This is a genomic window from uncultured Boseongicola sp., from assembly GCF_937988555.1.
In the GTDB taxonomy this organism is placed as follows: Bacteria; Pseudomonadota; Alphaproteobacteria; order Rhodobacterales; family Rhodobacteraceae; genus Boseongicola.
The window spans coordinates 1-20,357 of record NZ_CALJXO010000316.1; the positions used below are offsets into that span (position 1 = coordinate 1).

Consider the following 20,357-nt stretch of genomic DNA (forward strand, 5'->3'; position numbering starts at 1 on the left):
GACACCCCCCACAAATCCGAGTATCGGCCCAAATCGACGTCCCTGTTCGCGCGTCATCTGCCAGTTTGGAGTTGAAATCCGCAACCCGATATAAAGAAAAACCACAGCCGCCATCGAAGCCATCAGAACCTCGGTCGGCAAGGTCGCCAGCAACACCGATCCAGGCACGACCCCAATCGCGGCCGTCGCCGCATGCGTCCAGGCAAAGCGACGATCAGTGATCTCGTGATAGAACGTCTTCGCCTGCCAAGAGTTCGACACGATATTCAGCACCGAAAAGATAGCCACCGCCATCGGTACGTCGAAGACCACAGCCAAAACCGGCACCCCAACCAAGGGTGCGCCAGCCCCGGTCGCGCCCTTTAGCACACCTCCGGCAGCGATCCCGCAAAAGGCGAGTGTGATCAGCGTTGCATCCATTGCCCCGGTATCCGCTGCTACCCCTTCAACGTCCAGTCCAAACGATAGAAAACCGATACCTTGTCGGCATCCCGGGTTATCCGCTTACTTCTCCTATCCTCTTACCGCGTCGTCATAACATCCATGCGATCAACCTGCCTTTTCAAAAGCAAAATCGACACGGCGCTAAGAGACGTTGCAAGCAATGAAAGTACCAATGCATCTCTAAAACCCCCTGTTGCATCGAAGATAGCACCCCCAATCCAAGGTGCGATGAAGCCGGCAATACCCCAGGCGGTAAAGATAAACGCGAAAAGGGCGGCGAACCGATCTGGACCAAAAATGGATTGCGTGGCCGATGGCACTGCCGAGGCCATCACTCCGTATCCAAGCGCCACCAGACAAAGCCCCACCCCAAGTTCAATTCCGCCGCCGCCCAAAAGCGTCAATAGTAATCCAAGCCCACTGATACTCACCGCTGAGGCAAGCCCGATCAGCGGTGACCGACAACGATTGACCCATGCAACCGACAGCCGTCCAAGCGTGTTTCCCAAAGCTATGCCGCCAAGCGCCGCTGTCGAAAGGAAAAGAGAAACTTGTGCTGCGTCCAATATCCGTGCGGCAAGTCCAAGCACCATCAAGCCAGAAAAAGACCCAAAGGCGAAGAGTGCCCATAAAAGAAAGAGGATTGTCCGCGAAGCTTTTGGGCTGGGGACCACCTCAGCTACACCCGGAAAGGCGTCAACGTTCGCTTTGTTTTCTGTTGCGAAAACCAGCAGTACGCTTGATGCCAAAAGCGAAAGGATGAGCGCCCAAAGACCGTCCAGCCCCCAACCGGCGTCGTCAAGAACCCGCCATAACGGTCCAAAAACTGCTCCGCCAAGCCCAAATCCTGCAACCATGACCGGAGTCGCAATCCGAAAGTGCTCAGACCGTGCTGCGATGCTTAGGGCCGTGATATAGATCGCCCCACTCATGCCGCCGAATCCGAAACTGAACCCAGTGACAAACATCCAATAGGTATCGGCGCGCACCGCGATCACCAAAAACGCCACAGCGCCCAACCCGAACCCGATAAGACACCGCACCGCCGAGGCACGCTGAAGTAGATAGGGCGCAAAGATAACTGCCAGAGTGAAGCAAACGACAGAATACGAGAAAACCAGACCCGTCTCGGCCGTCGAAACGCCAAATGCCTTAGCAAGTGGCAATCCCAGCGCACTCCAGCCATAGAGACCGCCCGCAGCGGCGCAAACTAGCCATACCGGAAAAAGCCTCAGGACGTTCAAGACCAGGTTCCCTGTTGTGGAGACAGCCTGGCCCAGAAATTCCTTGGGCCAACCTGCAGAACAAACTTGTACCTACAAATATGTTAAGTCAATATATCTCAGCAGGCGTGTCGGTAAAGGAATGACAGGTGACCATGACGCCCTCCGCTCAGGCAGTTGTAAGTGGCGCGGCTTTGACTCCCTTCGACCGCCGAAAAGATGGCACCGGATTCCGTGACTGGTCGCGGGACGCCTTCAATGCGGCGCTGGTGATGTCGACGCTTGAACCACAAGACCTCGACGCAATCATTGTCGCCTCGGAAAGCGATTTCTTTTCCCTGCAACTGAACCCCGCTTCAATTCTGGCGACCGACCTTGGATTGACAGGCTGCGCGGCAATGCGTTGCGAGGGCGGCGGCGCTTCCGGGCAAGTCGCAGTGCATGCCGCGGTTGACGCAATCGCATCGGGGCGGATGCGGCACGTTCTGGTCATCGGCGTGGATCCCTCCGCCTCAAGCCTATCAGGCGATGCCATGCGCGGCCTCTACGGACATTCATTTGACACATGGAGCGATGGACTGACCGGCGTCACATCCACCGCGCTCTACGCACTGTCCTATAAGGCCTTTGCAGTAGAATTTGGCACCACCGAAGAAGATCTCGCCACCGTTACCATTCAAAACCGCGCAAACGCGCTCCAAAATCCGAATGCACACCTGAAACGCGCAGATACCGCCGACCAAATAAGCCAAAGCCCACTTGTCGCCAGCCCTTACCGAAAGCTCCATTGCTCCCCCCTAAGCGACGGCGCAGCCGCCCTTATCCTGTCACACGTCAACGCAGCACCCGCCGCGCGAAAACACGCCCCCCGCATCGCAGGTATTGGGGCTGCAACGGATCACATGCACATCGGAGCAAGGGCAAAGCCCGGAAATTTCAGCGCAAAAACCAGCGCCATGCTAAGAGCCACCCGCATGGCCGGTATCACGCCGGATGATGTAGGATTGGCCGAGGTTTATGACGCCTACGCAGGCGCGCAACTTCAGGCTTTGCAGGCCTTGGGCCTAAGCGATAATGCTGCGAAAGACATGCAGGCGGGCGTCTTCTCTCCCACCGGGACTTGTCCAACAAATCTGTCCGGAGGCCTTATGGGACAAGGTGCACCGGTCGGTGCGACCGGGGTCGGCCAGACAGCAACCTGCGCGCTTTTGCTTGAAGGGCGGTACCATGAGAAGCTGCAAACGCAGACAATCCCGCGCTACGCCCTGGCCGACACGCACGGCGGCCTTTGCACCAATGCGAACGTGACCATCCTAAGCCAAGGTCCGGGCGCATGATCCAACATGATCTTCACCTGCGCTACAATCTGGCCCCCGGTTGGCTCGAGCCTTATGTGCAAGGGCTCCAGAATGGTGACGCCATCGCGTCAAGTTGTACCAATTGCAGCCACACTGCCTTCCCACCTCAATTAACCTGCGGTTGCGGAGCATCGGAGCGTCGTTGGGTGAAACTCGACGGATATGCCGATATCATCCACAAAACCGAGGGGCCGGACGGAAGTTTCGCATTGGTTCGCTTCAAAGGTGCGGACACCGCGACGGTTGTACGACTTGAAGACCTGCCCATTCAGGATTTGCACGGCCAAATCACAAAATCAGCCAACCAATTACCTCAACTGGTTCTTGGCCCACTCCCTGCGAAGGCACCCCTATGACGTCTCCCATTCCCATTCCAACCGAGCGCCTTACCGAACTGAACCTTGCGGCCAAGGAAGACGGTCATCGGATTGTCTGGTCGCACGACACCAACATCTTCCACATGACCCTCGGTAAATTCCTGTCGCCCGACCAGCGCAACAAACCCGCGATGATCTTTGAAGCGCCGGATGGCACAACCCAAGTTCAAAGCTTCGCCGAAATCGATCGCCAATCCACGAATCTGGCCGCTTGCCTGCGGTCGTTAGGCTACGGGCGTGGCAGTTTTGTGGGCTTGCACACAGGACAACATCCCGACACCGCAGTCGCCCATATGGCGGTCTGCAAATTGGGAGCAATCGCCGTTACCCTGTCACAGCTTTATGGGCCAGATACGCTACTCCACGCGCTAAACGATTGTGCGTTGCCGGTGATCCTTACCGACGGCAACGCCTGGGGGCCAATGCGCGCGCATGGCTCCGGCGTCCCGCATCTGAAGCATGTCTTGTCGCGCACTCCACAGAACGGTGATCTGGACCTTGCCGAAGCCTTGGAAACCGACGCGCCCGACTTCCTTCCCGAATTCGGCGGCGCCGATGACGCTGCCCTTTTGATGTATACCTCCGGATCGACGGGAAAGCCGAAAGGTATCTTGCACGCCCACCGTATTCTTGCAGCCTATACTCCCTCCATTCGCTTGTTTTTCAATCTCAGCATCGACGACGAAGATGCAGTTTTCTGGTCTCCGTCAGACTGGGCCTGGGTTGGCGGGCTTCTCGATATGGTGTTCCCCGCTTGGATGGCCGGACGCCCGATCGCAACCTCGCTGGAGCGTTTCAACGCGGACTATGCCTTTAAATTCATGGCCCGCCACAAAGTCACACACACCTTTCTTGCGCCAACCGCGATCAAGCGCCTTGCTCAAACCTCGGCCCCCCGCGATCAGTATGATCTGTCGCTTCGGGTGATCTGCACCGGAGGCGAAGCATTGGCGGCCGAAACGCTCAACTGGAGCGAAGTAAACCTCGGTGTTGTCTGCAACGAGTTTTACGGCATGACCGAGGTCAATCATCTGATCGGCAATTGCGCGGCCGTGTTCCCGCGACGTCCGGGGTCGATGGGACGCGCCTACCCCGGCCACGAGGTATTCCTCGTCGACGGCGATGGCATCGAGGTCAAGCCGGGGGACCCCGGCGAGATTGTCACCAGCGCCAGTTCTCCGACGCGTTTTTTGGGCTACCTCAACAATCGCGAAAAAGACGCCGCAATGCAGCTTGGGCCCTACTTGCGCACCCATGATCTCGCGGTAAAGGACACTGACGGGTACTTTTGGTATAAAGGTCGCTCGGACGATCTGATCAAGTCGTCGGGCTTTCGCATAGGCCCGGTGGAAATCGAAGAATGCCTCCTTTCCCACAAAGATGTTGCCGAAGTCGCAGCCATACCCAAACCCGACACAGACCGAGGCGCTATTGTAAAAGCTTTCATCAAACTCCGTGCTGGTTGCGAGGGAACAGACGCCTTGAAAACAGATCTTGCGGACCACGTGCGAACCCGCCTCGCGGCGTACAAGGCCCCCCGCGAAATCGAATTCGTTGACGCCTTTGAATTAACGTCTTCAGGCAAGATAAACCGGCGATCCTTGCGCACCATGGAAGTCGCAAAAGCTGAGGAGCACAGATGAAAACCATTGCCCTCCTCCGTGAAGTCGTACGTTTCATAGCGACCGAACAAGGCTTGCGCATTGGGGCCGACCAAATAGCAGTGCCCGACGGCATGCAGGTCACAAATCCTTCGACAGGCGGCGCATTGACGACAGTTGCTCGCGCAGGTGCCCGCGAGGTCGATCTGGCTGTGCAGGCCGCGAAAGGAGCCTTTGAAAGCGGGCCCTGGCGCAGCATGAGCCCCGATGATCGATGCCGCACACTTCGGCGTCTGGCGGAGTTGATCGAGGAACGCGCCGCAATATTCGGGCAACTCGATGCTCTGGACAGTGGCAAGCCTTTTGCCGTGGCCCGCGACGTGGACGCAATTTGGTCCGCGCGTCATTTTCGCTATTTCGCAGGCTGGCCGGACAAGATCGAAGGCGCCACCATTCCCGTTAGCACACCCGACCGTCTGAACTACACCCGGATCGAACCCGTCGGGGTGTGCGGTCTGATCACGCCCTGGAACTACCCGCTTTTGATGGCGGCGTGGAAGCTGGCCCCCGCCCTTGCCGCGGGCAACACTGTCGTCCTGAAGCCCTCCGAAGAAACGCCGCTTTCGGTGCTTTATCTTGCGGACGTTGCCCTTGAAGCTGGACTTCCGCCCGGCGTCTTAAACGTCATTCCCGGTTTTGGCGCTGACGCAGGTGCCGCCCTTGCCGCGCATCACGATGTGGCCAAAATAGGGTTTACCGGCAGCACCGCCACGGGGCGCAAAATCATCACCGCCTCTGCAGTCAACCTAAAGAAAGTATCGCTAGAGCTTGGTGGAAAAGCGGCCAATATCTTGTTCCCGGATGCGGATCTCAAGTGCGTAATCCCCGGCGCATTCTGGGCCAACTTTGGCAATAACGGCCAAAGTTGTACGGCTGGATCACGGCTGTTGGTACACGAAAGCTTGCACGACGAGGTTGTCGCAGGTCTGACCGAGATGGCTTCAAATCTCAGCACGGGCCCGGCATGGACGATCCCGGCCACGACCTTGGTCCAGTTATCAGCGAAAAGCAGATGATTATGATATTGGGGCATGTTGAGACAGCAAAAACCCAGGGAGCCTACATTCTGGCCGGTGGCATGCGGGCCGGGGATCAAGGCTGGTTCGTCCCACCGACAATCGTAGGCGGAGTTCGCGATGACATGACAATTGCGCAAGAAGAAGTGTTTGGGCCCGTGCTGTCAGTCCTCACTGTCAAGGATGATGCCGAGGCCCTGCACCGCGCGAACAACACCCCCTACGGCCTGGCTGCCGGGCTTTGGTCGCAGGATGTCACCCGCGTGCGCCGTATGGCCGACGCCCCTCAGGCCGGCACGGTCTGGGTGAATTGCTGGGGCGAAACCGACGCAGCCTCTCCCTTTGGCGGCGTCAAGCAATCCGGATACGGACGCGAGATGGGCCGTGATGCTATCTCATTTTACAGCCAGACCAAAAGCGTCTGGATCGCGTGAGGATAAAATAATGGAAACTGAAACCACGCCAAAATACGAACACGCCTACCGCGTTATTCTTGGTCGATTGAAGGATGGGCGATACTCAATCGGGGGGCGCATGCCGACCGAAGGCGAGCTTGCCAAGCAGTTCGACGTCAGCCGCGTCACGATACGGCGCGCGCTCGATATGTTGGTGCAGGACGGGTACGTGGAAAGCAAACAAGGCAGCGGCTATACCGTTTTAACCCTGTCGCCTGCCTCAGATACCTGCCTCACCTCGTTCACCGACGCGATGCTGCGGGCGGGTCATGAACCAACTTCGCGTTTTCTGTCGCTGGACCATTTTGACGCCGACGCGCCTGAACTTGCGCATCTTCCACCTGAAATGGCGAATCTTAACGTCACCCGCGTCAACCGACTGCGGCTTGTCGACCAAATGCCACGCATGCTGGTAATGACCTATGCTCCAAGCACTCTTTTGAAAGGCGCTACCAGCCTGGACTTTCCAGAGAAAGGGCCGGAGCAATCCATCCTCCGCATCCTTAGCCGTCGTTTCCAAATGGAATGGTCCGCCGCGTGCGAAGACATCAGCCCCGTTTTGGCAGACGCCGAACACGCGCATATCTTCGGCGTCGAAATCGGCGTTCCCCTGCTGAAACAAGCCTGTTCTGCCTACGATGATCAAGGTCAGATGGTCTTTCACGAAGATGTTTTTCGCAACGGCCCCGTCAGCTTCAACCTTACGCCGCGCGCCCGTTCTCCTCGCCATTAATCAGGAACTGCACCATGCCAACTTTTGAAAAACTGTCCCCCGACTTGATGGCCGAGCGTCTTACTTTGCCAAAAGGTGGCCCAGTGCGGCTTTTGATTGATACCGACACAGCCAACGAGATTGATGACCAATACGCGCTGGCCTGGGCATTGCTGTCGCCCGAGAAAATGACTGTTGAAGCTATCACTGCCGAACCGTTTTCTTTTGCCCACCATCAACCAGAACTCCTCGCCGCCGAACGCGCAATAGAACAAGGCGGACGCCGCAAGGAGCACCTTGTCGGGGGCTTCCAGGGATGGATCGACCGCCTTCATGCGCAAGGCAGACGGGCGGCTGATCTGTCGTTTGTCGGCCCGGCGGAAGGCATGGAACTTAGCTACGTCGAAATCCTGCGAATATATGAAAAACTTGGAATGCCCTCAGATGGTAAGGTCTTTCGCGGCGCACCACACTACATGACCACGCCGGACGATATCGTGAATTCCGAGGCGGTCGACACGATCATTGATCTCGCCAAATCCGGTGATGAGCCTCTCTATATTGCGGCCATGGGATGCGTCACGAATATTGCGGCAGCCCTTCTGCGCGCGCCGGAAATTCTGTCAAAAATCATTGTGATCTGGACCTCGGCCTATCCATCAACCGCGCCGCATTGCAACCGTCCGTCCCTGAACCTTGTGCAGGACGTCCACGCATCGCGACTGATTTTCGACAGCGGCGTGCCGCATATCTACTTGCCCGGCTACCATATCGGGGCACAGCTGAAGATCTCGCGCCCGGAAATGGAAGCCTTCGTGAAGGGCAAAGGCGCGATTGGCGACTACCTTTGGGAACTGTATACAAACAACCCGCTGCACGAGATGTTTGCCATAACCGACCGCGAGCGCCGCACCTGGGTGATTTGGGACATCATCAATATCGCTTGGCTCATCAATCCCGATTGGGTGCCGACGTTTCTCACGTCATCCCCCATTCTGGACGACGATCTGTATTGGCAGAAAGACGCCGCCCGCCACCAGATGCGCGAAGCACATGATGTGCAGCGCGATGAAATTTTTCTTGATCTTTACAAGAAGTTAGATCGCGCTTCTAAGTAAAATCCCGCGCATCCAGGTGGCCGCGCATCCGGCGTTTCCCAAGAACCTCCATGCCCGTCCACGCGGCAAATTCCGCCAGTTCGGCAGCATAGTTGCCGGGCACCAAAACAAAATGGTGCTCTAGCCCATGCGCCATCACCGACGCCACCACATCTTCAACACCAGCCGCCTCGCCATCAATCACAAAGTCCCGCAACCAGCCACGACAGCCTGTAAATCCACTAGGCTCGCGCCCGGAAACCTCTGCGGTCATGCCAAAGAGTGCCGAGGCATTGCGAGCAATGCGAAAAACACTGACTGGACCGTCCCGGAACACCAGGTCGCTGATCGCCCCGTAGATCGGCCCCGCATCGGTTCCGCGTCCAATCATCGGATGGTTGATCCACCGCGCGCCGCGATCATCGGCAAGGTAAAGCGGACCTCCCCCGCCGTGCCACATCAATAGATCCCCCGCGTCAAGGTCCGGCTCGGTCATATCAAGCAAGTACCCCACGCGCCCGGTCAAAGATGCCGCAACCAATTGCGTCACAGCCCCCAGCACGTCCCCTTCCGAGGCAACGGGAAGCCCATGTGTTTCCTCCAACCATGTGAACGCGGCGCCAGGATGCATGCCCGGGTCGTCCTGCAACGCAGGCCAGTCGCTCACTGCAAGGGCTGCATAGCCTCCTGCTTTCGCCATATCCCGCAACGCGACGGCCGCGCGGGCCGTGAGGTCCATTTGAGTATCAGACACGCCTTTCACTGTGGCTGCCGCAGCCATTGCCGCAGCTTCCGACACGACCCTTGCGTCATCCAAAGCCCGCATCCGATCCGTCAGTTCATGAATGTCATGATTTGAAACCTCGACACCCAGCCGTGCCAGCAACTCCGAGGTAGACACTTCCATGTTGTAAAACGTCATCGCCAGCCCGCCGATCACGCCAATCCGCGCGCCCTCCAATGCCGTGGCCGCACGAATGGCACGGAGCGTATTGCCCAATCTCCCAAGCAGCGCCTCGCTCTCAGGAGCGCCGTGGTACCATTGCACCGGGCGGCTTCTAAGATCGCGTACCTGCCGAGCAATCGACATCGACATATTAAGCGAAACGAAATTGTTGAGCTGAACGTCATCCGTCCGCACCGGCTCGGGCACCGACCAAAAGCCCACACGAAACTCCGAGGCCGCGACCGTGCGCGCCACATCGCCCATCGTAAAACCGCCGTGCAGCAGCAATACGAAATCAGCTTTTTTTGCGCGACACAGATGAAGCGCCTTGCCTGTCTGCGCAGCATCCATCGGAACATCCGGGACCACAAAAAGCGAAACACCTTCCCTGGCACACAGGCTCGACAAAGCATCCTCTGCCCGATCCCAGACGTTATGTTTCTCAGGGAAATAGCTTGGCAAAGACGCCCGAATAAATGCGATTTTCATGAAAAGCTCCTCAGATCCGCAGATACCCACCGTCAACAACCAACGATGTGCCCATTACATATTTCGCAAGGTCAGACGCAAGGTAGATGCAGGCGTCAGCAACTTCGCTTGGTTCGCCCCAACGCCGGGCCGGGATCATATCAAGATACCCCTCGCCCGTTTCAGTCCCAATCACCGGATCGTCTTCGACGTTCATTTGCGTGCGCATAATGCCAGGGTTCACGTTGTTCACCCGAATACCCATGGGCCCAAGTTCATCGGCCAACGAATACGTCAGCAGCCGAACCGCGCCTTTGCACATGTTGTAATGACAAAAGCCGCCCGTCCCGCGCATACCAGCGATCGAGCACATATTGATGATCACACCGTTTTTGCGTTTGACCATTGCCCGCGCGGCCATTTGACTGCCGAAAAATACGCTTTTGACGTTCACATCCTGCATACGCTGATAGGTCGCCTCCTTGGCTTCCAGGAACGGCTCCTTTTGGAGAATTCCCGCATTGTTGACCATGATATCTAACCCGCCCCAAGCCTCGGCCTCATCGACCAACGCTTCAAGATCAGCGATCTTTGAGACATCGCAGGTGACGAACTTTGCACAGCCCGGATGACTTGCGTTCATCGCCTCTGCCGTCGGTGTGCCGCCTTCGCGCCCCTCAGGCCTAAGATCTGCGACGATGACCTTGGCCCCTTGTGCCACAAATCCTTCGGAGATTGCGCGACCATTGCCACTTGAACCGCCGGTCACAACCGCAACTTTTCCTTCAAGTAGCATATCCATCCCCTAACTTACGGCCTCGATCAGCCTTTGAAGCCGCATAACGCCTGTTTCCTGCAGCCACTTGCGCAAGACCGTCTCACCACCTTCGCCAAAGACATCTACCGCGTCCGACCAAATCGCACGCCCGCACATAAACCCATGAAACGTAACACCCGCCTCGACGGCCATCTTCAACGAGGCTTCAAATCGTTCAAACGTCACACCCGCACTCAGATACACCAAGTCGATCCCGTTTGCGGCCTCTGCGCAGGCGCGAAAAGCGTCCAAAGCAGCCTCGCGCGACATGACAGGCGCGCCGAACCCCGCGACATAGTCGAGGTCCACGGGAATTTCGACTTTTAGCACATCCGCTTTGAAACGCGGTTCGGCAAATGCTGCCGTAGCAGCGCGCACCATCTCGGGTTTATGGCGCGCATAGGCTTCGCTGCCGGGCAAAAGCGTCGAGTGATAAACCAACGGTTCCATCAGGTATTGGACCCTGGCCGCGTGGCATCGCCGACCAATTTCTTCTACTAGGTCTTGCTTCTGACGGTTCAACGCAGGCGCGTCATCCGGCGCGTAATACATAAAGAATTTCAGCAACTCGACCCCCATACCGGGCAGGTCCGCGACTTTCAGATTTTCGGGAAGCACCGTGATCCGGTCCTCACCCGAGATGTGATACACATCCGCTTCAAAAGCCATCATCCGCGCACATTCATCCGGATAGCTATCAAGAAGTGTAGGCCCAAGTGCTGCGTCCACAAGAACCGTGCTGGCAAAGGGGCCAAGCTCTTCCAAGATCGAGCGCTTGAATGTCAAAAGGTCATCGGCCTGCGCATCAACGCCGCGCGCTTGTATCAGGCTGGCCGCAAGCCCACTTCCGGCATCGACCGCTACTCCATGGAACTTGCGAGACATGGGTTTACCCTACCTGACTGTGAATATGCGGAAAATACGGAGCTGCGTGGGGCGCGCGCCAAAACGCGAGCATCTCAGGCGTCGGTGTGAGAAACGAGATCGAGAACCCACCCATCTCTTGCGTCGTCGAATACGATCCAATCATCGGTGAGATTGCCGGTATCCCACGTGCCTCAAACTGCTTTGCAACTTCGCCGTAGACCGTCAACAATTCCATCATCGTGGTCCCACCTGCCCCATTCACAAGTACAACTGTCGGTGTGCCAGCATCGATTGGGAGGTCCTCAAGCAATTCGGAGGTCATGAAGTCTACAAGATCACTCACCGGCTCGGATTTGCGGCGTCCGACCCCCGGCTCTCCGTGCACGCCCATCCCGATGAAAACCTCATCGTCGGGCAAGGTGAACATCAATTTTCCCGTCAAAGGCGAGACCCCCGGCGTCACCGCAGCTCCCAAAGTACGGGTCGATGAACGCACTTCAGCGCCAAGCGATATCAGGGCGTCGATGCCCATCCCCGCTTCCGCAGCCGCCCCAAGTATCTTATAGATAAACATCGTTCCAGCCGCACCGCGTCGGTCTTCTTCCTGCCCTTTTGGCGCGGACGAAATATCATCGTACATCAGCAAGGGCTGAACATTCAGCCCCTCATCCTGCGCCATCATAGCCGCTGCATTGCCGTTGATGACGTCGCCCTCGTGGCGCGAAATCAGCAGCACGGCCCCGGCGTCCCCCGTCACTTCTTCGAGGCCGTCAAAAATCAAATCCGCCGATGGTGCGGCGAAGACATCGCCCACGATATTCCCGTCCAAAAGGCCTTCGCCCACAAAGCCCATCGCAATCGGCTCGTGACCGCAGCCGTTACCAATCAAGAGTGCTACTTTGCCGTCCTTGGTGCGTAAATTTTTACGGCGCACCAGCCGAGGCTCCGCACCGCGTGCCAGAAGACCGGGAAAAGCCGCGATATACCCGTCGATCATGTCGTCCGGTATCCGCTCCTTTGAATTGAATAGCTTCTTCATTGGACGTCCCTTTTGTGCTGCGCGTAAACCTCAAGCATCGCCACAACCGAAGTGGCGCCCGCATCCAAATGCCCAACGCCAGCAGCCTCCACATGCTTGGCTCGACCTCGCTTGGCGGCCATGCCCTTCGTGGCGCGCAGCCCATCCTTGGCCGCCTCTACTGCAGCCACAAGCGTCTCCGCCTGTGACGCCGGGATCAAAGCATCCAGCATGGTCTTGTCACCTGCCTTCGCCTGACCCAGCATTGTGATTTTATCAACGGCCGCACTAAGTGTCTGACTTAGTGGCATGCCTTCACCGGCTTGATTAAAGGCTGCAATAACAACAGCGAACAAAGACCCCGAAGCACCACCCGCCGCTCGCCGAAAAGCCTTCTCGGGTGCGGCCGGATCGCCCGCTGCCGCCTTAAGTCCCTTCAACATGGTCGAGCCGTGATCGCCATCCCCCGTCGCCGCATCCAAAGCATTCAAATCGCCTTCCAACACCTCAAACCGAACGACTAGTGATGCAAGAAAGGCGTCTATCATTCGAAAGTCTTTCGCATAAATGCCAAGGCGCGCGCAGCAGCGTCTGTTGGTTCTGGCTCGATATTGCGCCAGATATTCAGGTCAGCGCTTGCAGGATTGCCCGCGATCACAAACATTTCCGCGACAATCCAGCTGTCGTAATTCGCCTCTCTCAGGGCATCACGCACAACGAGCCAAGGTACATGCCCTGACCCCGGCACGCCGCGGTCATTGTCCGAGACATGAAAATGAACAAGTTGATCCGCAGCCGCGACAATGGCTCCCCGTATATCCTTTTCCTCGATATTCAGATGGAACGTATCCAGCAACGCCCCGACACGGTCCGAGCCCGACGCGCGCGCCATGACAGCCGCTTCCTCCGCTGTATTGACCAGATCGGTCTCAAATCTGTTGATCGCCTCAATGCCCAACGTCACGTCACAGGCCGCCAAATGCTCGTCGAGCAAACCAAAGGCCTCCGCGGATCGCTCCGCGCGAGTTACCTTGTTTTCGGGATCAAAAACGCCCCACGGCGCATAAACCACACCGGCCAAACCGCGCGAGCCGATGCGCGCTGTAGTCGAGATGGCCCACCGCAAATATTCCAAGCCAGCCGCGCGCACTTCCGCATTCGGCGAAGTGATATCCTTGTCCGGCGCAAGCCCGTCCGAGCACGTCACCTCAAGCCCATGGTCCCGCACAGCGCGGCCCAAGGCTTCGGCTTTTTCGTCGCTCATCCCAAGAAGCGACACTTCGACCCCGTCAAATCCAAGATCAGCCACGGCGCGCAATATCGGCGTAATTTCATCGGTCCATCGCGCCTGCCACAGCCCCGCATGAATTCCAAATTTCATCGCAGAGCCCCTTTCAGCAAATTGATCACGAAATCACCCACAAAGTACCCACCGGAAGATGGATGGGAACCTGATCCCCGATGGAATAGCTTTCAACGTCGTTTGGATTGACCACCGCCTCGACCGCAGTGTCTCCAATCCGAATTTTCAACCGCGTCTGCGTTCCAAGATAGATAATGTCGTCCAGCGTCGCGGTCAGATTGTTCTGATCGCCGCGCGTGTGCCCGATGCACACGTTTTCGGGCCGGAACGTTAGCTTGCCTGCCCCCGTCATGGCCCCGTCTGGCAAGCCAAGCGGTCCCAGAGCGCTGGCAAACTTCCCGTCCTGCGATGTCCCCGGTATAAAGTTATGCCCACCGAAGAACCGCGCCGTCGCCTCGTCGATGGGGCGCTTGTAGAACGCATCTGCCTGGTCGTATTGCTTCATCTGACCATCAAGGATCAGCGCCACACGGTCGGCAAGAACCACCGCCTCCTCCTGATCATGGGTCACAAAGATTGTCGTGATTCCCATCTCTTGCTGAAGTGTGCGGATCAAATCCCGCATTTCAAACCGCAAATGCGCATCCAGATTAGACAGCGGTTCATCCAGCAACAGAACCTCAGGCTCTACGATCAACGCGCGCGCAAGAGCGACGCGTTGCTGCTGCCCCCCCGACAAGGCGCTTGGCTTGCGGTCACCAAGGTCGGGCAGCTTCACAAGATCCAGCATCTCACCGACCCGACGTTTAATCTCGTCAGGATCAACCTTTCGCATCTTCAATCCGAACCCAACGTTGTCCGCGACAGACATGTAGGGAAACAAAAGATAATTCTGAAACACCATCACCACGCCACGGCTTTCAGGCTTTTCGCGCAGGATCGAGCGATCGTTGAAGCGAACATCCCCCGATGTCGGATCCAAAAGACCAGCAATCATCTTCATCGTGGTGGTTTTACCGCACCCCGACGGACCAAGAAGGGCCGTCAACTCGCCCGAGGCGATCTCAAGGCTCAGGCGGTCCAATGCAGGCGTGTCTGCACCGGGATAGACCTTAGTGAGGTTCTGAATGGAAACGTTCGTCATATACGGCCAAAGCCCCCAACAGCACCGCTGCGGCCCGAAAGCTGTTTCGCGGTGAGCAGTAAAATAAAGATGCCCGGCAAGATGTAGATCATGCCTATGGCCCCTGTGATGTCGTTGCGTCCTGACGTCGCAAAGTTGAACAGCAACAACGGCAGCGTCACAACGCGCCCTCCACCGATCATCAGCGTCAGGATGTACTGGCTCCACGAGACAAGGAACGCAAACAACCCACCCACAATGATGCCCGGCATGATTGCCGGAAGCGTCACATACCAAAACGTCTTCAACGGAGATGCCCCAAGACTGCGCGCCTGCGCCTCAAAGGCCGGGTCATAATTCGAGAATATCCCCGCCATAACCAACGTCATATATGGCAGCGTCGGGATCAAGTGGACAAGGATCACACCCTGCACGGTGTTTGTTAGACCCAGTGAAATGAAGACCGAGTGAATACCCAAAACCACTGCAATACCGGGGACGATCGTCGGCGCGAGGATCATCAACTCGACGACCTCTTTGCCCTTGAACTTATACATCCCCAAAGCGCGACCAGCCGGAACCCCGACAAGGATCGAAAGCGCAGTCGCTGACAGCGAAATCCCGATCGTCAGCCAAAGACTGTCCAACACGCCGGCAGTCTCCGACAAGGCGTATTCCCAGGCCTGCATGGTCCATTGCCGCGGCAGAATATCGGGAAAGAACCACCCTCGTGCAAACGACCAGATCGCAAGTGGGATCAATGGCATGATCAGCCAAACCACCAGAACGAGGCATGTCAGATAGCGGAACCAACGGGTCCAGACACCGTCTTGATTTATCATCTCAGCTCCTCACCTTTCTGCGCGAGTAGCGGATGTAGAAAAACAGCATCACGACGCTTAGGACGGCGATCATTAGTGCGAGGGCCATCGCTTCGGGCCGCGCGGCGAGATCGACATCGGTGTATTTGCGATACGCCAGGACCGGCAAAGCTGCGGGATAATTCGCGCCCAAAAGCGCCGGAATTTCATAGGCGCCAAACGTAAACGCAAACACGATAACGCTCGCCGAAAGCAAACCCGGAAAGATTAGCGGCAATAAAACATGGCGAAACGCCTGCCACCGAGATGCTCCAAGCGAGCGCGCCACGCTTTCGTAGTTCTCGCCAAGCGACTGCATGTTCGCCAGAACTATCACACCAATGAACGGCACTTCTTTCCAGACATATTGAAGGATAATGCCAATGGCGAAGGGATCAAAAACCAGTGCCGGGAAATCAGCAGGCCGGGTGATCAGGTCCGCTTCGGCGGCAAGCCGCGCGAAAGTGCCCGATTGTGAAAACAGGTAAAGGATACCGATGGCACCAACCAAATGCGGCACCGTCAAATTCAACTGAAACAGGAAATTGATAATCGCGCGGCCAATGAACGCCCGCCGAAACAGCAACGCTGCCCCAACCGCTAGCACGCAGGAAATCAACGTTGAGGTCACCGAAATGTGCAGGCTCAGCATAAACGACAGATAGAACTCTTCGTCCGTGAACACCGCTATATAGGCGTCAAAATTGGGCTCTGTCAGGCCAATCACGGGCATATAATTGAAGCTCCGCATCAGTCCGATCAACAGGCCACCGAAAAACAGCAGGATGATGACGGACATCGCAGGCAGCAAAAGCAGAAAAATCTTCAGCCGATCAGACACGAGGCGCAGACCTTTCCATATTCGAAGAGACAGACAAAGCCATCGGTCACGCCCCAATCGGACCTGGGGCGTGACTTGGGTGGCTAGTTACTTTGAACCGACGTTCGCGATCCAGCCTTGCTCAATCGCCGAAATCCACGAGGCCTGAAGCTCGGGCAAAGCGGTCGCGGCAAGGTCTTCCGCCGACACCACGTTCGGATGGCGCTCAATCGCGTCAAACTTTGCGCGAAGCTCGCCCTCAACGCGGGACATATCGATACCGGGCTGCGTTCCCCAAACATCAGGAAGCGCTTTTTGAACCTGTGCTTCGGCTGACAAAAGAACGTCCTGCAAAACGACTGCGGCAGCTTTGTTGGGGGAGTTGAACGGGATCAGCGTGTAGTTTGTGTTGCCGATCGTGCCATCTTCCAACGCATAGCCTTGCGTGGTCGGCGGGAAGGTTCCGTTCATGATATTGATGCCGACGCCAGCCGGTTCGTAGTTAAACACGATCCCCACTTCCTGGTTCGCATAAAGCTGCTCCAGTGCCGCGATCGAGTTTGGATAGGTCTGACCTTCCCGCCACAGGAACGGTTCGATCTCGTTCAGAATGCGCCAGGTTTCCGCCGAAGCTTCGTCGAAGCGGGCCTGATCAAACGGACCAAGCAGGTTTTCGACCCCGCCTGCCGCGTAATAAAACACGTGGCGTACAAAGACCGAGCCGTTGAAATCTGGCGGCGCAGGGTACGTAAACTGGCCGGGGTTAACCTTGACCCACTCAATCAAACCGGGAATGGTTTTCGGCGGATTGTCATAAAGCGCCGTGTTGTAGGCAAAGGCGAATTGCGCCGTTGACCAAGGCACTTCACAGCCATCCACAGGCACACCAAAGTCGTTCGCAATGGCCGGATTACCCCAATCAATCAAAGCGTTGTTAGGAATAAGATCGGTGTAACCGCAAAACGTGAGGTCACCCTGCTTCATTGTGCGGAAGTTCTCGCCGTTGATCCAGATCAGGTCGACCGAACCATTGTCCAAATTGCCCGACTCTTTTTCGCCAAGCACAATGTTCACAACAGAAACTGTATCACTGACACCAACCCGGTTCAGCGTTACACCGTACTGATCCATCAACAGACCACCGACATATTCAGACACATATTGGTTGATCGTGTCGGACCCACCCCACATGAACCAATTGACTTCACCGCCTTCGGCCATGGCGACAATCTCGTCCCAGGACATGGCGTTCAGGGCATCACCATCGGCCGTATCTGCCAGTGCTGCAAACGGGGTCAAAGCCACCGTGGCGGCGAAGGCCGCCAATTTCGAAATCTGTCTCATATTTCCTCCCAGAAGTGTTTTAACGACTTTGTAGTGTAACTCTGTCCCTTGGCTTTATTACGCCGCAACGGCGACCTCTAAAGCAACCTCAAAAATTTTCTCATTGGAACGCGTCAAACGCGCCTGATCCTCCCAAGCAAACGGATCCATGAACGTACGACCATGCGGGAGCGCATCCCAAACAGACAGCATCGAAAGTGTGCTGGCCCCAAATTTACCCCCCACCGCAATCACGGCCGAGGTCTCCATATCGATGGAAACGACCCCTTCCGCTGTCCAGCCTGCGCACATGGCGTCTGACTGAGCAAAAAGACTTGGCCACGTCAGAAGCATTGCGCGCGTGGACGCAACATCACGCTGAGCCAGCTTATCTTCGGCTATATCGACAAGCTTTGCGTCAGTGCTCACATATGCATGCGCGCCATAATGCTGTGACACGCCATCCCGCGCCGCACAGCGCTCGGGCAAAGCGACCATGCCCATCGACGCTTTGACATCAAGCGTGCCGCACGTCCCGATCTGGATCAGAGTCTTCGTCCCAAGCTGCGCTAAGATATGTGCCGGCTCCACCGCGCGGGCCGGGCCATAGGCGCAACAATAAGCAATCGATTTAGCCCTATATTCACCGGCAAACATATCAGAAAACGCAAGCTCCCGGACATTGTCGAGGTCGGCAAGGCGCGTTTCCGTCGCCTGCGCACGCCACCAAGTGCCTTCAAGGATCAATGCCACAAGCTCGGCCCCTTGTGGCAAACCAAGCGCGTCTCGCCAGATGTCTTCGGAATAGTCCAGAATGGCCATTTAAGCGTGGTCTCATTTAAAGTATCGGCAGTATTTGTATTAACAATTTGATAGCAACAATTTTTTCCCGTCAAGAACTGTTTCGACACATCCTGCAATTCATTGCCTCACAAACCCGCGAAGCAGTCGCGTCGCCTCACCCTTTGTCCGGTGACCTTTACGTCTCTAACCCTGCCGTCGATCGCGTCGATATGGCGACTGATCTACACCTCAGTCTGCTCAAGGCTGTCGCCGCCAGTGACAACAGGTCCCTCCCTTCAACCGAAAGCGCCCACATAGGCGACATATCCATCGCAATCACGCCCTGCCCGGCAGCCAAGAACCGTCCGAAAATGCATTCAATATCGTTCTGTGCATAATTCGTTGGTAGCCACCCGCAAAATCCCGCAAAATCAGATCAACTGACTTGAGGTCCACTGCATGACAAAGCAATCCGTACGCCTTGGGGTCGACATTGGCGGGACGTTTACGGACGTCGTTCTTGAAGTGGGCAGATCGGCATATTCTGCCAAAGTGCTCACCACCTATATCGCGCCCGAGAACGCAATCATCGACGGAACGCAACAGGTCTGTGCCAAAGCTGGGATAGCGCCGTCCGAGATCGAGCAGATCATCCATGGCACAACTCTTGCCACCAACGCGCTTATCGAACGGCGCGGCGCAAAGACTGCTTTGATCACAACGCAAGGCTTTCGCGACGTCATCGAGATGCGCACAGAATCCCGGTTTGAGCAGTACGATCTGAACCTCAACCTCCCCGAGCCGCTTTTACCTCGGCAGATGCGCTACACTGTGCCGGGGCGCATCGACGCCAGCGGCAACGTGCTGGAACCCTTATCCCGCGTGGATATCGAGCCCGCCGTCGATGAGATCGCTAAGGCGGGCTACGAAAGCATCGCCGTCGGACTGATCCATTCTTACCTGAACGATACCCACGAAACGCTGGTACGAGACGTTTTGACCGAGAAAATACCGAGTGCCATGGTATCGCTGTCTTGTGAAGTCTCGCCCCAGATGCGTGAATACGAGCGGTTCAATACGGTCGTGGCCAACGCCTATATCAAACCCCTGATGAAGTCCTATCTCGGCCGTCTGGAAGGAAGGCTGCACGACGTCGGTGCGGCCTGCCCTATCTTCCTCATGCATTCGGGCGGCGGCATTATCTCGATCGAGAACGCGGCAGAATTTCCCGTGCGCCTGGTCGAGTCGGGGCCCGCAGGCGGCGCTGTATTCGCCGCCAATATTGCGGCGCGCTACGGTCTCGACAAAGTCCTGTCGTTCGACATGGGCGGCACAACAGCCAAGATTTGCCTAATTAAAAATCAGACACCGAAAACGTCGCGGGTGTTTGAGGTCGCCAGAACTTATCGCTTCAAGAAGGGCTCAGGCATGCCTATCTCAATCCCCGTGATCGACATGGTCGAAATCGGCGCCGGAGGTGGCTCGCTTGCTCACGTAGATGCCATGCGCCAAATTCGCGTCGGCCCTAAAAGCGCCGGATCAGAACCGGGGCCCGCCTGCTACGGACGCGGCGGCGCCGAACCCACCTGCACGGACGCCGACCTCGTGCTCGGCTATCTGGACCCGGGCTTTTTCGCCGGCGGGAACCTGCGCCTCGACGGGGAGCGCGCGCGCGCGGTGATCGAG

21 protein-coding genes are annotated in these 20,357 nt (G+C 56.9%); 8 read left to right on the forward strand and 13 right to left on the reverse strand.

Features of this window, described 5'->3' with window-relative positions:
• Together Q1B15_RS18840 and Q1B15_RS18845 are read right to left on the reverse strand one after the other, a co-directional pair.
• The coding region (locus Q1B15_RS18840) for a sulfite exporter TauE/SafE family protein (RefSeq protein WP_299756676.1) at positions 1-420 on the reverse strand (420 nt) is incomplete at its 3' end.
• A 101-nt stretch (positions 421-521) separates the two neighbouring features.
• The gene (locus Q1B15_RS18845; protein WP_299756678.1) at positions 522-1,688 is read right to left on the reverse strand and encodes an MFS transporter; all 1,167 of its coding nucleotides are present in this window, start codon (positions 1,686-1,688) and stop codon (positions 522-524) included.
• 134 nt (positions 1,689-1,822) lie between these two features.
• Here Q1B15_RS18845 and Q1B15_RS18850 point away from each other — a divergent pair, with 134 nt between their 5' ends.
• From Q1B15_RS18850 to Q1B15_RS18880, 7 genes are read left to right on the forward strand one after another with little or no spacing between them, the layout of a single operon-like run.
• On the forward strand, positions 1,823-3,004 hold the full coding sequence (locus tag Q1B15_RS18850) for a thiolase family protein (RefSeq protein ID WP_299756725.1): 1,182 nt from the start codon (positions 1,823-1,825) through the stop codon (positions 3,002-3,004).
• Positions 3,001-3,381 (forward strand): hypothetical protein, encoded by a 381-nt coding sequence (locus Q1B15_RS18855; RefSeq protein WP_299756680.1) that lies wholly within the window; start codon positions 3,001-3,003, stop codon positions 3,379-3,381. The genes Q1B15_RS18850 and Q1B15_RS18855 overlap by 4 nt, the downstream gene beginning before the upstream one ends.
• Positions 3,378-5,045, forward strand: a complete 1,668-nt coding sequence (locus Q1B15_RS18860; protein ID WP_299756682.1) for an AMP-binding protein — start codon at positions 3,378-3,380, stop codon at positions 5,043-5,045. Before Q1B15_RS18855 ends, Q1B15_RS18860 begins: the two co-directional genes overlap by 4 nt.
• A complete protein-coding gene (locus Q1B15_RS18865) occupies positions 5,042-6,079 on the forward strand; it encodes an aldehyde dehydrogenase family protein (RefSeq protein ID WP_299756685.1) in 1,038 nt (345 codons plus the stop codon). Before Q1B15_RS18860 ends, Q1B15_RS18865 begins: the two co-directional genes overlap by 4 nt.
• A complete protein-coding gene (locus Q1B15_RS18870; protein WP_299756688.1) occupies positions 6,028-6,513 on the forward strand; it encodes an aldehyde dehydrogenase family protein in 486 nt (161 codons plus the stop codon). Before Q1B15_RS18865 ends, Q1B15_RS18870 begins: the two co-directional genes overlap by 52 nt.
• Positions 6,514-6,523: 10 nt before the next feature.
• Positions 6,524-7,267, forward strand: coding sequence for a GntR family transcriptional regulator (locus Q1B15_RS18875; RefSeq protein WP_299756690.1), 744 nt, complete (start codon positions 6,524-6,526; stop codon positions 7,265-7,267).
• 14 nt (positions 7,268-7,281) lie between these two features.
• A complete protein-coding gene (locus Q1B15_RS18880) occupies positions 7,282-8,364 on the forward strand; it encodes a nucleoside hydrolase (protein ID WP_299756692.1) in 1,083 nt (360 codons plus the stop codon).
• Here Q1B15_RS18880 and Q1B15_RS18885 read toward each other — a convergent pair.
• From Q1B15_RS18885 to Q1B15_RS18935, 11 genes are all read right to left on the reverse strand, one after another.
• Positions 8,357-9,778: a hypothetical protein gene (locus Q1B15_RS18885; RefSeq protein WP_299756694.1), complete on the reverse strand. Its 1,422-nt coding sequence runs from the start codon at positions 9,776-9,778 to the stop codon at positions 8,357-8,359. The genes Q1B15_RS18880 and Q1B15_RS18885 overlap by 8 nt on opposite strands.
• Positions 9,779-9,788: 10 nt before the next feature.
• Entirely contained in the window at positions 9,789-10,553 is a 765-nt protein-coding gene (locus Q1B15_RS18890; protein ID WP_299756696.1) for an SDR family oxidoreductase, read from the reverse strand.
• A 9-nt stretch (positions 10,554-10,562) separates the two neighbouring features.
• A complete protein-coding gene (locus Q1B15_RS18895) occupies positions 10,563-11,459 on the reverse strand; it encodes a tagatose 1,6-diphosphate aldolase (protein WP_299756698.1) in 897 nt (298 codons plus the stop codon).
• Between the two features lie 4 nt (positions 11,460-11,463).
• A complete protein-coding gene (locus tag Q1B15_RS18900; protein WP_299756701.1) occupies positions 11,464-12,480 on the reverse strand; it encodes a dihydroxyacetone kinase subunit DhaK in 1,017 nt (338 codons plus the stop codon).
• Entirely contained in the window at positions 12,477-13,007 is a 531-nt protein-coding gene (locus Q1B15_RS18905; RefSeq protein WP_299756703.1) for a DAK2 domain-containing protein, read from the reverse strand. The genes Q1B15_RS18900 and Q1B15_RS18905 overlap by 4 nt, the downstream gene beginning before the upstream one ends.
• Entirely contained in the window at positions 13,004-13,840 is an 837-nt protein-coding gene (locus Q1B15_RS18910) for a sugar phosphate isomerase/epimerase family protein (RefSeq protein ID WP_299756706.1), read from the reverse strand. Before Q1B15_RS18910 ends, Q1B15_RS18905 begins: the two co-directional genes overlap by 4 nt.
• Positions 13,841-13,865: 25 nt before the next feature.
• Entirely contained in the window at positions 13,866-14,906 is a 1,041-nt protein-coding gene (locus Q1B15_RS18915; protein ID WP_299756708.1) for an ABC transporter ATP-binding protein, read from the reverse strand.
• On the reverse strand, positions 14,903-15,727 hold the full coding sequence (locus Q1B15_RS18920; RefSeq protein ID WP_299756710.1) for an ABC transporter permease: 825 nt from the start codon (positions 15,725-15,727) through the stop codon (positions 14,903-14,905). Before Q1B15_RS18920 ends, Q1B15_RS18915 begins: the two co-directional genes overlap by 4 nt.
• Position 15,728: 1 nt before the next feature.
• Entirely contained in the window at positions 15,729-16,586 is an 858-nt protein-coding gene (locus Q1B15_RS18925) for an ABC transporter permease subunit (RefSeq protein ID WP_299756713.1), read from the reverse strand.
• A gap of 87 nt (positions 16,587-16,673) precedes the next feature.
• Positions 16,674-17,909: an ABC transporter substrate-binding protein gene (locus Q1B15_RS18930; RefSeq protein ID WP_299756716.1), complete on the reverse strand. Its 1,236-nt coding sequence runs from the start codon at positions 17,907-17,909 to the stop codon at positions 16,674-16,676.
• A 57-nt stretch (positions 17,910-17,966) separates the two neighbouring features.
• Positions 17,967-18,710 carry a hypothetical protein gene (locus Q1B15_RS18935; RefSeq protein ID WP_299756719.1) on the reverse strand — a complete coding sequence of 248 codons (744 nt, stop codon included), beginning with the start codon at positions 18,708-18,710 and terminating at the stop codon, positions 17,967-17,969.
• 420 nt (positions 18,711-19,130) lie between these two features.
• On the opposite strand from Q1B15_RS18935, the gene Q1B15_RS18940 reads away from it, so the two are divergent.
• Positions 19,131-20,357 (forward strand): hydantoinase/oxoprolinase family protein (locus tag Q1B15_RS18940; RefSeq protein WP_299756722.1); only part of this gene is annotated, 1,227 nt, incomplete at its 3' end.